Annotated in this window: 10 protein-coding genes; 5 read left to right on the top strand and 5 right to left on the bottom strand. The window is 72.0% G+C overall.

Annotated elements, in window-relative coordinates; genetic code table 11:
• Window positions 1–32: 32 nt before the first annotated feature.
• Window positions 33–1,094: a flavin reductase family protein gene (locus HF999_RS11870; RefSeq protein WP_168546075.1), complete on the bottom strand. Its 1,062-nt coding sequence runs from the start codon at window positions 1,092–1,094 to the stop codon at window positions 33–35.
• 141 nt (window positions 1,095–1,235) lie between these two features.
• Here HF999_RS11870 and HF999_RS11865 point away from each other — a divergent pair, with 141 nt between their 5' ends.
• Together HF999_RS11865 and HF999_RS11860 are read left to right on the top strand one after the other, a co-directional pair.
• On the top strand, window positions 1,236–1,895 hold the full coding sequence (locus tag HF999_RS11865) for a TetR family transcriptional regulator (RefSeq protein ID WP_246207684.1): 660 nt from the start codon (window positions 1,236–1,238) through the stop codon (window positions 1,893–1,895).
• Window positions 1,896–1,965: 70 nt separating this feature from the next.
• Window positions 1,966–3,402, top strand: a complete 1,437-nt coding sequence (locus HF999_RS11860) for an aspartate ammonia-lyase (RefSeq protein ID WP_168546073.1) — start codon at window positions 1,966–1,968, stop codon at window positions 3,400–3,402.
• Here the strand turns inward: HF999_RS11860 and HF999_RS11855 are convergent.
• The gene (locus HF999_RS11855) at window positions 3,353–4,846 is read right to left on the bottom strand and encodes an MFS transporter (RefSeq protein WP_312854114.1); all 1,494 of its coding nucleotides are present in this window, start codon (window positions 4,844–4,846) and stop codon (window positions 3,353–3,355) included. The two genes, HF999_RS11860 and HF999_RS11855, sit on opposite strands and share 50 nt — an antisense overlap.
• A 302-nt stretch (window positions 4,847–5,148) precedes the next feature.
• Between HF999_RS11855 and HF999_RS11850 the strand changes: the two genes are divergently transcribed.
• Window positions 5,149–7,194 (top strand): heavy metal translocating P-type ATPase, encoded by a 2,046-nt coding sequence (locus HF999_RS11850; protein WP_246207700.1) that lies wholly within the window; start codon window positions 5,149–5,151, stop codon window positions 7,192–7,194.
• 163 nt (window positions 7,195–7,357) lie between these two features.
• Here HF999_RS11850 and HF999_RS11845 read toward each other — a convergent pair whose 3' ends face one another.
• A complete protein-coding gene (locus HF999_RS11845) occupies window positions 7,358–8,023 on the bottom strand; it encodes a response regulator (protein WP_376766489.1) in 666 nt (221 codons plus the stop codon).
• Window positions 8,005–9,207 (bottom strand): MacS family sensor histidine kinase, encoded by a 1,203-nt coding sequence (gene macS / locus HF999_RS11840; RefSeq protein WP_168546071.1) that lies wholly within the window; start codon window positions 9,205–9,207, stop codon window positions 8,005–8,007. Before macS ends, HF999_RS11845 begins: the two co-directional genes overlap by 19 nt.
• A 187-nt stretch (window positions 9,208–9,394) precedes the next feature.
• On the opposite strand from macS, the gene HF999_RS11835 reads away from it, so the two are divergent.
• The gene (locus HF999_RS11835; RefSeq protein ID WP_168546144.1) at window positions 9,395–10,510 is read left to right on the top strand and encodes a lysylphosphatidylglycerol synthase transmembrane domain-containing protein; all 1,116 of its coding nucleotides are present in this window, start codon (window positions 9,395–9,397) and stop codon (window positions 10,508–10,510) included.
• 192 nt (window positions 10,511–10,702) lie between these two features.
• Window positions 10,703–11,107, top strand: a complete 405-nt coding sequence (locus HF999_RS11830) for a DUF3054 domain-containing protein (protein WP_168546070.1) — start codon at window positions 10,703–10,705, stop codon at window positions 11,105–11,107.
• Between the two features lies 1 nt (window position 11,108).
• Here HF999_RS11830 and HF999_RS11825 read toward each other — a convergent pair whose 3' ends face one another.
• Window positions 11,109–12,740 (bottom strand): NTF2-like N-terminal transpeptidase domain-containing protein, encoded by a 1,632-nt coding sequence (locus tag HF999_RS11825; RefSeq protein ID WP_168546069.1) that lies wholly within the window; start codon window positions 12,738–12,740, stop codon window positions 11,109–11,111.
• Window positions 12,741–12,779: the final 39 nt, after the last annotated feature.

Raw genomic sequence — 12,779 nt, 5'->3', positions numbered from 1 at the left:
GGTGTTCTCCCCTTGAAATCTGTGTGGTGCGGCTAGAGCGCGATCTCGACGTCGCCGACGGGCGCGCTGATGCAGAGCTGGATGTGCTGGTCGGGTTCGGTGTCCGTCTCGCCGGTGAGCACGTTGGTGGTGCAGCCGGACTTGCGCACGGCGGTGCAGGAGAAGCAGATGCCCATCCGGCAGCCGCTCTCGGGGAACAGGCCGGAGGACTCGGCCTGATCGAGGATGGTGCGGCCGTCGTTGTCGACCTCGGTGCCCGCTTCCGTGAAGCGCAGGGTTCCGGTCGCCTCGCCCGACGGTGCCGACACCACCGGCGGGGTGAACTCCTCGACGCGGAGCTCGACGCCGGCATCGGTGTACAGCTGTTTCGCGGCCTCCAGCAGCGACGCGGGACCGCACGCGAGGCCGATGTCGCCGTAGCCCTCGAGCTGCCCGATGTGCTCGGCGCCGAGGTGCCGGCCGCCCGCGCGGGTGTACACGTAGGTCACCGACACGGTGCCGAACCGGGCGAGTCGCTCCAGCTCGGCGCGGTACGGGTTGTCCGCCGAGTCCCGGCAGAAGTGCAGGAGCGCGACCTCACCCCCGTAGTTCTCATCGACGAGCGTGCGCAGGATCGAGAGAACGGGTGTGATGCCGCTTCCGCCGCTGATGAGGCGGATGCTCGCGGGGCGGTCACCGGGCGTTCCGGGCAGGGTGAAGGTGCCGCCCGCCGGCGTGAGGCCGAGCACGTCGCCCACCGCGAGGTTCTCGCGGAGGTGCTTGCTGACGTGCCCGTCGGCGTCGGCGGTCACCGTGAACTCGAGGTCCCCCGCGTGGTGCTGCGAGCTCGCGGGCGAGAAGCAGCGGGTCTGACGGACACCGTCGATCACGACGCTGACCTGGATGAACTGTCCGGCCTGGAAGCCCTCGAACTGGCGAGTGGGGGTCACGCTGAAGGTGACGGTGCGGTCCGTGCGGCGGCTGACGGCCGTGACGCGACCACGGATCTCGGTCCAGGTGACCATCGGGTCCACGAGCTCGAGGTAGCGGTCCACGGCGTGCGGGGTCAGCACGGCCTCGATGACATTGCCGGCGAATCGGGTGAAGCGGCTCATGGCTGTGTTTCTCCGTTCAGTGCACGCTTGTACACTCACAGTATGCACGTAGCTGTCCGTTCCTCGTCAAGAAGTTGTTCGGTGACCTCGGCCACAGCCTCCACGGCGGCGTCCCGACGCAGGGGCGATAGACTCGAACCCATGCCCAGACCGACCCCGCGCGCCGTCGAACGGCACACCCCGGGGCCGTCGCGGGCGGAGGCCAAGGAGCGCACGCGGCAGGCCCTGCTCGACGAGGCGCTGGCCCTGGCCGGTGAACGCTCGTTCGCGAGCCTGTCGCTGCGCGAGGTGGCCAAGGCCGCGGGCGTGGTGCCCACCGCCTTCTACCGCCACTTCGCCTCCATGGACGATCTCGGCGTCACCCTGGTCGAGGACGCGATGCGCGTGCTGCGCCGCATGCTCCGCGAGGGTCGGCGCGAGGGCGTCGCGCCCAGCGGCCCCGAGGCCATCCGGATCGTCGCGAAGCAGGCCCGCAGCAACGATGCGGAGTTCCAGTTCCTGGTCCGCGAGCGGTACGGCGGCTCCCCGGAGCTGCAGCGGGCGATCGACGTCGAACTGCGGCTGTTCGCCAAGGAGCTCACCCACGACCTGTCCCGGATTCCTCCGCTGAGCGACTGGAGCGTCGAGGACCTCGACATGGTGGCAGACCTCTACGTGACGATCATGCTGGGCTTCGTCGCCGAGCTCGTGCGGATCGACGCGCGCAACACCCGCGACGAGGCCGAGCTCGTCGACCGGACCTCCCGACAGCTCACCGTCGTCGCCCTGGGGCTGGCCTCGTACCGTCCGACCGAGCGGTAGCGCACCGTCGGGCCCGGTCCGTATCCCGCAAACGGCCCTTCGATCGCCGACGGTGCGCGACGATCGACGCATGACCTCTCCCCAGACGCGCAGCGAGCACGATCTGCTCGGCGACATCGACGTTCCGGCCGACGCGTACTACGGCGCCCACACCGCCCGGGCGCTGCTGAACTTCCCGATCACCGGCATCCCGATCGCGACCCACACTCATCTGGTGAACGCGCTGGCCGCGGTGAAACAGGCTGCGGCGACGGCGAACCGCGATCTCGGACTGCTCGACGAGGAGAAGGCGGGGGCGATCGTCGCCGCGTGCGAGCGCATCCGTGGCGGCGAGTTGCACGAGTGGTTCCTGGTGGACACCATCGCGGGCGGCGCGGGCACCTCGACCAACATGAACGCCAACGAGGTGATCGCCAACGCCGCCCTCGAACACCTGGGCAGGCCGCGCGGCGAGTACACGACCCTGAGCCCCTTGGACCACGTGAACCTCGGCCAGAGCACCAACGACGTGTACCCGACCGCCGTCAAGATCGCCCTGATCACGCAGTTGCGCGAGCTCCAGGAGTCGCTCACGGAGCTGCGCGGCGCGTTCGGCACCAAGTCCGGGGAGTTCGCCGGAATCGTGAAGATGGGACGGACCCAGCTGCAGGACGCGGTCCCCATGACGCTCGGGCAGGAGTTCGGCGCCTTCGCGACCACCCTCGGCGAGGACATCGTGCGCCTGCAGGAGGCCACGCGACTGCTGCACGAGCTCAACATCGGCGGCACCGCGATCGGCACCGCGCTGAACTCGCATCCGGGCTATCGGTCGCGGGTGATCGAGCGGCTGCGCGAGATCACGGGCGTCTACGAGCTGGTCGGCGCCACCGACCTGATCGAGGCGACGGCGGATGTCGGCGTCTTCGTCCAGCTCAGCGGCGTGCTCAAGCGGATCGCGGTGAAGCTGTCGAAGACCTGCAACGACCTGCGACTGCTGTCCTCGGGTCCGCGCGCCGGGCTGGGCGAGATCCATCTGCCGGCCGTGCAGGCCGGGTCGTCGATCATGCCGGGCAAGGTCAATCCCGTGATCCCCGAGGTGGTCAACCAGATCGCGTACGAGGTGATCGGCCACGATGTCACGATCACCATGGCCGCCGAGGGCGGGCAGCTACAGCTCAACGCCTTCGAGCCGATCATCGCCCGGTCGCTGGTGGAATCGATCTCCCACCTCACGCGCGGGGCGCGGGTGCTCGGCGAGCGCTGCGTCGTCGGCATCACCGCCAACCGGGACCGGCTGGAGCGGATGGTCGGCGAGTCCATCGGTGTGGTCACGGCGCTGAGCCCCGCGATCGGCTACGCCGCCGCGACCTCCGTCGCCGCCGAGGCCCTCGAGTCCGGGCGGGGCGTCGTCGAGATCGTCCGCGAGCGCGGCCTGCTCGACGATGCGACGCTCGACTCCCTGCTCACCCCCGAGTACCTCACGGGCCATCCGCCGCTCGCCCTCTCCCCGCAGTCCGACGGTGCCTGACCGGGCGTAGCGACACGAGCGCGACGACGCCGCCGATCACGCAGAGCGCGGCGGAGACCAGCATCGCGCGCGCGAAGCCGCCCGCGAGCGAGTCGCCGCTCGGGTCGGTGATGCCCACCGCGAGCGGCAGGACGGCCACGGCGAGCAGACCCGCGAACCGCGATATCGCGTTGTTGGCCCCGGAGGCGGCTCCGACGTAGTCGGCGGGGACCGCGTCCAGCACCGTCGAGGTGAGCGGCGCGACCGTCATGGCCATGCCCAGCCCGAAGACGAGGACGCCCGGGAGCACCCCACCCCAGTACCCCGCGCCGGGAACCACCCGGACCAGCAGGGCCAGGCCCGCCCCGGCGACCATGGGTCCGGCGGTCATCCAGGCGCGCGGGCCGGTCCGCTGCGCGAGCGCGCCGATCCGCCCGGACAGGAGCGCCATGACGATGGTGAAGGGGATGAAGGCCAGCCCGGCCTCCAGCGCCGAGTAGCCGAGGTTCGTCTGCAGGTGCAGCGACAGCAGGAACAGCGCGCCGCCCAGCCCGGTGTACACCGCGAGGGTGACGATGTTCGTGCCGCTGAACCGCGCCGACCGGAACAGGTGCAGCGGTACGAGCGGGTCCTCGGCGCGGTGTTCGACGACCGGGAACGCCGCGACGGCCGCCAGCCCGATCGCGAGGGCGAGCAGGACGATCGGCGTCCAGCCCTGCACCGGGGCCTCGATCATCGCGAAGGTCACACCGGCCAGGCCGAGCGTGATGCAGGAGGCGCCGGCGATGTCGAGCCCGCCGCGCACCCTCGTCGCGCGGATCCGGGGGACGTGGCGGACCGTCAGGACCAGGGCCGCCGCGGCGAGCGGCACGTTGATGAGGAACACCCAGCGCCAGGACGCGGAATCGACGAGCCAGCCTCCGACGAACGGCCCGATCGCGGACGAGACGCCGCTCAACCCGGCCCACACGCCGATCGCCCGGCCCCGGTCCTCGGCGCGGATCACGGTGTCGATCAGTGCGAGGCTGTTGGGCACGAGGAGCGCGCCGCCGATGCCCTGGACCACGCGCGCGCCGATCAGGATCTCGCCGGTCGGAGCGAGCCCGCACGCGACGGACGCGAGCGTGAACACCGCCAGGCCGGCCAGGAAGACGGTGCGCCGGTCGTACCTGTCGCCGAGCGCTCCGCCAAGCAGGAGCAGCGCGCTCAGGGTGAGCAGGTACCCGTCGAGCACCCATTGCAGCATCGACAGTCCGCCGCCGAGGTCCCGCCCGATCGCGGGCAGCGCCACGTTGACCACCGAGCCGTCGAGGAAGGCGACGCCGGAGCCGAGGACCGCGACGGCCACCAGCCACCGGCCGGGCGGTGAGGCCAGGGCCACGCGCTGCGTCGAGCCACCCGGGTCGCCGTGATCGTCGTGACCGGCGGCGCGATCCGGTGCGGTGTCCTTCCGGCGCAGTCTCACGCACAACCACCTCTCCCGGGGCCACCCGCGCGACCGACGACGATGCCGAGTCCATGGTCGCACCCCGTCGATCGACCGGCCGACGCGATCGGCATCCGTGGCGACCCGCACCTCTTGAAAGGTACCCCATGGGGGTATATGGTCGTGCCATGGAGCACGATCGGACGCACCTCGACTCGCACGCCGAGCACGGTGCCCACGCCATGGTCGGACACGCGGAGCACGACATGTCCGGGCACGACATGTCCGGGCATGACATGTCCGGGCATGACATGTCCGGGCATGACATGGCGGGGCATGACATGGCGGGGCACGCGGGGCACGACATGGCGGCGATGCCCGGAATGAACCACGGCGGGCACGGCGGGCACGGCGACCACGTCGCGCAGTTCCGCCGATTGTTCTGGATCATGCTGGCGCTCGCCGTCCCGACGGTCGCACTGTCGAGTATGTTCGCCATGATCATCGGCTACACCCTCCCGGATCTCCCCGGGCTGCAGTGGATCTCACCGATCCTCGGCACCGTGATGTACGTGTGGGGCGGCAAGCCCTTCCTCACCGGGGCAGTCTCGGAGATCAGTTCCCGCAGGCCCGGCATGATGCTGCTGATCGGGCTGGCGATCACCGTCGCCTTCGTCGCGTCCTGGGGAGCCTCGCTGGGTGTCCTCGACCACGAGCTCGACTTCTGGTGGGAGCTGGCGCTTCTCATCGTGATCATGTTGCTGGGCCACTGGATCGAGATGCGCTCGCTCGCGCAGACCACCTCCGCGCTGGACTCGCTCGCCGCGCTCCTCCCCGACGAGGCGGAGCGCGTGGAGGGCGCGGGCACGGTGACGGTGGCACCGTCGGAGCTGCGCGTGGGCGATGTCGTGGTGGTGCGCCCCGGCGGCTCCGTGCCCGCGGACGGCGTCGTCGTGGACGGCACTGCGGCGCTCGACGAGTCGATGATCACCGGCGAGTCCCGCACGGTCGAGCGGACCGTCGGCGACCCCGTCACCGCCGGCACCGTCGCCACCGATTCCGGTCTGCGGGTGCGGGTCACGGCGATCGGCGACGACACCGCGCTCGCCGGCATCGGCCGGCTCGTGGCCCAGGCCCAGAACTCCAGCTCCCGCGCGCAGCGGCTGGCCGACCGCGCCGCGGGCTGGCTCTTCTGGTTCGCCCTCGGCGCAGCGGCGATCACCGCCGTGGTGTGGTCGGCGCTCGGGATGCCGGACGACGCCGTGGTCCGCACCATCACGGTGCTGGTGATCGCGTGCCCCCACGCGCTGGGGCTGGCGATCCCGCTGGTGGTCAGCATCGCCACCGAGCGCGCCGCCAAGGGGGGTGTGCTGGTGAAGGACCGGCTGTCCCTGGAGAGCATGCGCACCGTCGACGCCGTGCTGTTCGACAAGACCGGCACCCTCACCAAGGGCGAGCCGACCGTCACCGAGGTCAGTGCCGTGACCGGCGACGAGGACGCGCTCCTGACCCTCGCCGCGGCCGCGGAGGCCGACAGCGAGCATCCCCTGGCCCGCGCCATCGTCCGCGCCGCCGCGGACCGCGGCCTGACGGTGCCCGCCGCGTCCGACTTCAGCAGCTCTCCGGCCGTGGGGGTCACGGCGACCGTCGACGGTGCGACGGTCCGCGTCGGCGGGCCGCATCTGCTGGCCGAGGAAGGCGCACAGGAGCTCCCCGTCGTCGATGCCTGGCGTGAGCGCGGCGCGATCATCCTCCACGTCCTGCGCGACGGTGCGGTGCGCGGCGCGCTGGCGCTGGCGGACGAGGTGCGGCCGGAGTCCCGCGAGGCCGTGGACGCGCTGCACGCCCTGGGGATCCAGGTCGTCATGATCACCGGCGACGCGGAGGCCGTGGCCCGCACCGTCGCGGACGACCTGGGGATCGACCGCGTCTTCGCCGGCGTGCGACCGGAGGACAAGGCGGCCAAGGTCGCCGAGCTGCAACACGAGGGCAGGCGGGTCGCGATGGTCGGCGACGGCGTCAACGACGCACCGGCGCTGGCCCAGGCGGACGTGGGACTGGCCATCGGCGCGGGTACGGACGTGGCGATCGCCTCCGCCGGCGTGATCCTCGCGAGCGACGACCCCCGGTCGGTGCTGTCGGTGATCGAGCTGTCGCGGGCCTCGTACCGCAAGATGCAGCAGAACCTCTGGTGGGCGGCGGGGTACAACCTGATCTCCGTGCCGCTCGCGGCGGGCGTGCTCGCGCCGATCGGGTTCGTGCTGCCCATGTCGGTGGGCGCGATCCTGATGTCGCTCTCGACGGTCGTGGTGGCGCTCAACGCGCAGCTCCTGCGCCGCCTGGACCTGCGGCCGCAGGCGGTGACCGCGAAGATCCTGGGCCGCTGACCGGGCGCATCGGCGATTCGACGGCCGTCGGCGGTGTGGTTTCGGCAGCGTGCTGCGCAAACCCGTGGGCGCTGCCGGCCATCGGCAGCGTCCACGAACATCGGCAGCGCGCTGCCGAAACCCTCGCTCCCCCGCCCGGGCGCGAGGCCCGGCCGCGAGGCGCTCAGTCCAGCCCGTTCTCCAACGCGTAGCGGGCCAGTTCCACGCGGTTACCGAGCTGGAGCTTGCGGAGCGTGGCCTGCACATGGTTCTCGACGGTGCGGTGGCTCAGGTGCAACCGGGTGGCGATCTGCTTGGCGGACAGGCCCTTCGCGACCAGACGCAGCACCTCGGTCTCCCGCGGCGTGAGCGCCGCGGCGGGGGTCGGCTCCGGCGCGGCGGCCATCCGCCGGAACTCGCCCAGCACCAGCCCGGCGAGACCGGGCGTGAACACCGGCTGCCCCGCGGCGGTGGCGTGCACGGCCGCGACCAGTTCCTCCGCCGAGGCGCTCTTGACCAGGTAGCCGCAGGCCCCGGCCTTCACGGCCTCGACCACGTCGTCACGCTCGTCCGACGCGGACAGGATCAGCACCTGGGCCTGCGGCGCCGCGGCGAGCACCAGCGCGGTACCCGCGGCGCCGTCGCCGTCGGGCAGCGACATGTCCATCAGCACGACCCGCGGCTGCACCGCACCCGCGATCCGCCCCGCCGCCGCCACCGAGTCCGCCGTGCCCGCGACGACGAAGCCCCGGGCCTCGAGGTCGCGCGCGACGGCATCGCGCCACATCGGGTGGTCGTCCACCACCAGCACGGAGACGTCCGCGTTCGCGGCTACATCCGGGGTATCCATAGCTCCCATTCCACTCCCTCATCCACGCCGGTCGTCAACTCCGCGCGTCCGCCCAGCTCACGCATCCGTCCGACGATCGACTCCGCCACCCCCAGCCTGCCCTCGGCACGCGCCGCGTCGAGCCGTCCCGGCGCGATGCCGGCACCGTCGTCGCGCACGGTGACCAGGACCGCGTCACCCACGTCCTCGAGCAGGAGGTAGGACCGCGCCGCGGGACCGGCGTGCCGGAGGGTGTTCTCCAGGGCGTTGCGCACCGCCGCGGTCACCTCCGCCGCGGTCGGGGCGGGCAGCATCACGGCCCCGCCGGGCTCGGCGAGGGTCACCGCCGACGACGCCAGCGGCCGCAGCAGCTCGCGCAGGTCCACCAGGTCGCCGTCGGCGGCGGTCCCCGGTTCGACGGTGCCTCCCGGCGTCTCGGCGATCAGGCGCCGCAGCGCCCGTTCCTGCTGCGCGGCGAGCTCGCCCAACGCACCCAGCTCCGTGCCGGGACCGCCGAGGGCGGCGCACCGTCGGGACAGGAAGGCGAGGGCCTGCAGCACCCCGTCGTGCACCTCCCGGGCCAGGCGCTCCCGGGCGCGGGCCTCGGCGGCGACGCGCTCGGCCGCGCGCAGTTGCTCCTGGGAGCGGATGGCCACGCGTGCCGCCACGCCGATCCCGAGGCCCACCGCCATGAAGACGGGATAGTTGGCGTCGCGGAGCGTCGTCTCGGGGAAGGTGCCCCGGTAGATCGCGTTGATCGCGGCGATGACGATGCCGCCGAGCACGCCGGCGACCGGGCCGGACAGGATCGCCGCGGAGACCACGGGATTGGTCAGCCACAGCGTGGTCGGGAGGGTCTGATTGTGCGCGGTGAACGCCGGCGAGGCGACCCAGACGGTGCCCAGTGCCAGGACCCCGGCGACCGCGAACTCGGCGAGCACGAACCACCGGTGCCGCCCGAATCCGCGCACGTAACCGAACCCGGCGACCAGGCTCACCACCACGACGGCACCGATCATCACCCAGCTCCAGCCGACGTGCCGGTACCGGTCCGCCTCGTCGACCTGCCGGCCGACGGCGTAGAGCACCGACAGCGCGCGGAACCACTGTGCGCCGCGCCACAGCGGCGCGCGCGGGTCGCCACCGTCGAGGGTGGCCCCGTCCGCGGGCTCGACGCGCCGCAGACGGGTAGCGAGGCCTTGCATGTGCCCACGTTAACCGGTGGGTAGGCTGGCGCCGATGAGCGAAGGTGAATCGGCCGACCGGGCGGATCGCCCGGACCCGGCCGCGGAGCCGGGAGCGGACGTCGACGGTCCCGCCGGGGCGGACACGCCCGACGACGCGACAGCAGCGATCACCCCCGACGCCGAGGGCGGCGGCAGGCGGCCGGTGATGAACCGGCGGCGCTGGAAGTGGGCGCGGCGCACGCTGCTGGTGATCCTCGCGGTCGTCCTCGCGGTCGAGGCCTACCTGTTCTGGCCGACGGTGTCGAAATCGGTGCGGGAGCTGGGGCACATCCGCTGGGAGTGGGTCGTCGCCTGCGTCATCGCGGTATTCTTCTCGATGGACTCGTTCGCCCAGGTGACGCGCACCCTGCTGCGGTCGGCGGGCGTGCCCGTGACGCAGCGGCAGGCGCTGGGCCTGCAGATGGCGTCCAACTCGGTGTCGCAGTCGCTGCCCGGCGGGCAGGTGCTCGCGCCGACACTGGTCTACCGGCGCACCCGGGCATGGGGCGCCTCCCCGGTGGTCGCGACCTGGCAGATCGTGATGAGCGGACTGCTCATGTCCGCCGGGCTCGCCGTCCTCGGCCTCGCGGGCGGCCTCCTCGCCGGCGCCAAGACCAGCCCCTACTCGGTGGTGTTCTCCGTCGCGATGCTCGTGGTGTTCATCGTGCTGGTGCAGTATGTGGCCTCGCACCCGGACGGCCTGTACGTCGTCGGGGCGCGGCTCATCCGGTGGATCAACGACCTGCGCAACAAGCCGGAGGACACCTGGCTCGCCCGCTGGAAGGAGATCCTCGACCAGCTGCAGGCCGTAAAGCTGAGCCGCCGCTACGGCGCCGAGGCCTTCGGGTGGTCGCTGTTCAACTGGGTCGCCGACGTGGCCTGCCTCGCGTTCGCCTGCTACGCCGTCGGCGACGCGCCCGGCCTCGCCGCGCTCGCCGGCGCCTACGCCGCGTCGAAGCTGGTCAACACCGTCAGCCCCATCCCGGGCGGCCTCGGGCTCGTCGAGGCGGCCCTGGTCCCCGCGCTCGTGCTGGCCGGGATGCCGGCCAGCTCGGCGCTCACGGCGACCCTGCTGTACCGGCTGATCAGCTACGTCCTCGTGGTGGTCGTCGGCTGGATCGTGATCATCGTCGGGTACCGCAGCTACCGCGCCACCCTGGACGTCGACCCCGATGCGGCCACCGGCAGCGGCAAGTCCGCCACCGCGCGGCCCGCGCAGGACACCGAGCCCACGGTCGACGCCCCCGAGGGCGACGGCGGACCGTCGACCAGCCCGAGTTAGCTCTCCCACCTGCCCTTTTAGCGCGCTGCAACCGGCCCTCAAGGGGGCCCGGGCATCGTTGTACCTGTGAGCGGACGACCCGCACGCTCACATCGCCCCGGAGTGGAGGGGGGCGGGGGGTCAGGCCCGGTCGGGGCGCGTCTGGGAGGACCGCGCCCCGACCGCGTGCCGAACACGGTCTACCGTTGTGACATGCGCATCCCGGTCATCGCCGTCCTCGACATCGTCTTCGTCCTGCTGTTCGTCGTGATCGGGCGGTTCAACCACAACGAGGCCTTCTCGCCGAGCGGGTTCGCCGAGACCGCATGGCCCTTCCTGCTGGCCCTCGCCGTGGGCTGGGCCTTCACCTACGTGCTGGCGGCCCTGCGCGGCCACGAGCCCGGGCGCGCACAGGCCTTCTACCCCGGTCGCGTCTTCCCCGCGGGCGTGATCATCTGGATCTCGACGGTGGCCTTCGGCATGACGGCCCGGGGCCTGCTCACCTCCAAGGGCGTCGAGGTCAGCTTCGTCATCGTCGCCACCATCGCGCTCGGGCTGTTCCTGCTGGGCTGGCGCGCCCTCGCACAGCTCCTGCTCGCCCGCCGCGCGAGGGCCTGAGCTACTTCAGGTACGCCCCGGCGACCTGCAGCGATCCGCTGCCGGACCGCTCGCCGGTGACCATGATCGCGAAGGCCTCATCGCCGCGGTAGCCGATGAACCAGCCGGGGCCCTCCGGCCCGTTGGTGCCGACGAGGCCCTTCGCCTTCGTCGCGACGAGGTCGCTGCCGTCGCCGGAGGGCGAGACGGTGGCGTCCATCTTGGCGCGCACGGCCTGGAGGATCTTTCCGTCGACGTCGCCGAGCGGGGCGCTGGGCTTCGCGGTCTGGCCCTGCACCACGAACGGCGCGGTGGTCTTCCCCTTGGCGATGGCCGCGGCGAACACCGCCATGCCGAACGGGGTGGCCTTGACGGTGTCGGCGCCGAGCTCCGCAGGTCCGCGCCCGCCGACCCCCGGCAGTTCCGCGGTCACCGTCTTCACGCCGGTCATGGCGAAGTCGGTGCCCATGCCGAGCGGCGCGAGCAGCGCGCCCTGCTTGCCCGCGTCCTTGCCCGCGGCGGCGTTGACCTCGCTGTACAGCGGCTCGAGAACGGGCCCCGTGGTGGATAGCCCCGTGAGGGCCCAGTCGGGCGAGACCGCGCTGGCCTGCGTGTTCTGCGCAGCGGCGAGCACGGCCCCCGTCGAGACCGAGATCACGACCATCGCGGCGGGCTGGCCCAGCTGCACGACCGCGTTCTCGGCACCTAGCTGGGTCTTGGGATCCATGGCGGCCCGCAGGTCCGGTCCGGGCGGCCCCTGGTAGCCGACGATCTTGGTGGGCGGCTTGCCCTTCGTGAGCAGCTGCACCTCCCAGCCCGCGGTCGCGTCCCGGTTCGCCTGCCACGCGCCCTTGATCCCGTCGAACAGGGGCGAGAACAACTGTCGGTTCGAGATGAGCAGGTCCTGGGCCGGCGTGTCCTGCAGGCCGGGCACGGCGGTGAGCTTGTCTCCGAGCACGCCGAAGTCGTCGTCGCGCAGGTCGAGAACGGGGACCGGCTTCCCCGGGGCCGCCTTGGCCTTCGCGGCGAGGGATTCGGGAGTGACCAGCGGCGCGACGGGCGAGACGATCTTCGCGACCCGGGTCAGGCTGTCGGTGAGGTTCTTGGTCCGGTTCGGGTCGACGGTGAGGCGATGGACGGTGCCGGCGAACATCAGGTCCGACTTGTCGGCGGCGAACACCTTCGGCGCCTTGGCGTCGGTGCGGATCTGCCGGATCGCGGTGTCCGGGGTGAGCCCGGGCGCGAGTACGGCCGGGTCCCAGGAGATCCGCCAGCCGATGGACAACTGCGAGGCGCTACCCTTCGTGGTGTAGTCCCAGTCCCGGCCGTCACCGAAGTTCCAGTGCGTCTTGACGTCGAAGGTCGCGTTGCCGCCGGAGTAGCGCTGCACGTTGGTCGTGCTGACCTTCACGGACTGCGCGTTCATGTCGCGCAGGGTGCTGCCTATGACGCCACCCGCCACGTCGGGCGACGAGGTGACGGCCGCCGCGGCGACGGCCTTGCCCTCCCCGATCGCCGAGGTGTAGGTATCGAGCATCTTCTGCACGTCGGACATGGTGCTGTCGCCGCACGCGGACAACCCGCCGCCGACGCCGAGGAGCAGGACGGAGACCACCGCGGCGGCGCCGTGGCGTGCCCGACCGCTCCGTCTCACGTCGCCTCCCTCGTGGTGAACGGCCCCACGCCATCCCTG

This window comes from Tsukamurella spumae (assembly GCF_012396015.1).
Classification (GTDB): Bacteria; Actinomycetota; Actinomycetes; order Mycobacteriales; family Mycobacteriaceae; genus Tsukamurella; species Tsukamurella spumae.
The sequence above is the reverse complement of the archived record's forward strand: the minus strand, read 5'-3'. Positions and strand labels throughout refer to the sequence as shown.

What these genes read in the sequence shown, in the direction of transcription:
- HF999_RS11870 (WP_168546075.1), bottom strand. Translation starts at nt 1,094, where the DNA reads ATGAGCCGCTTCACCCGATTCGCCGGCAATGTCATCGAGGCCGTGCTG.
- HF999_RS11865 (WP_246207684.1), top strand. Translation starts at nt 1,236, where the DNA reads ATGCCCAGACCGACCCCGCGCGCCGTCGAACGGCACACCCCGGGGCCG.
- HF999_RS11860 (WP_168546073.1), top strand. Translation starts at nt 1,966, where the DNA reads ATGACCTCTCCCCAGACGCGCAGCGAGCACGATCTGCTCGGCGACATC.
- HF999_RS11850 (WP_246207700.1), top strand. Translation starts at nt 5,149, where the DNA reads ATGGCGGGGCACGCGGGGCACGACATGGCGGCGATGCCCGGAATGAAC.
- HF999_RS11845 (WP_376766489.1), bottom strand. Translation starts at nt 8,023, where the DNA reads ATGGATACCCCGGATGTAGCCGCGAACGCGGACGTCTCCGTGCTGGTG.
- macS (WP_168546071.1), bottom strand. Translation starts at nt 9,207, where the DNA reads ATGCAAGGCCTCGCTACCCGTCTGCGGCGCGTCGAGCCCGCGGACGGG.
- HF999_RS11835 (WP_168546144.1), top strand. Translation starts at nt 9,395, where the DNA reads ATGAACCGGCGGCGCTGGAAGTGGGCGCGGCGCACGCTGCTGGTGATC.
- HF999_RS11830 (WP_168546070.1), top strand. Translation starts at nt 10,703, where the DNA reads ATGCGCATCCCGGTCATCGCCGTCCTCGACATCGTCTTCGTCCTGCTG.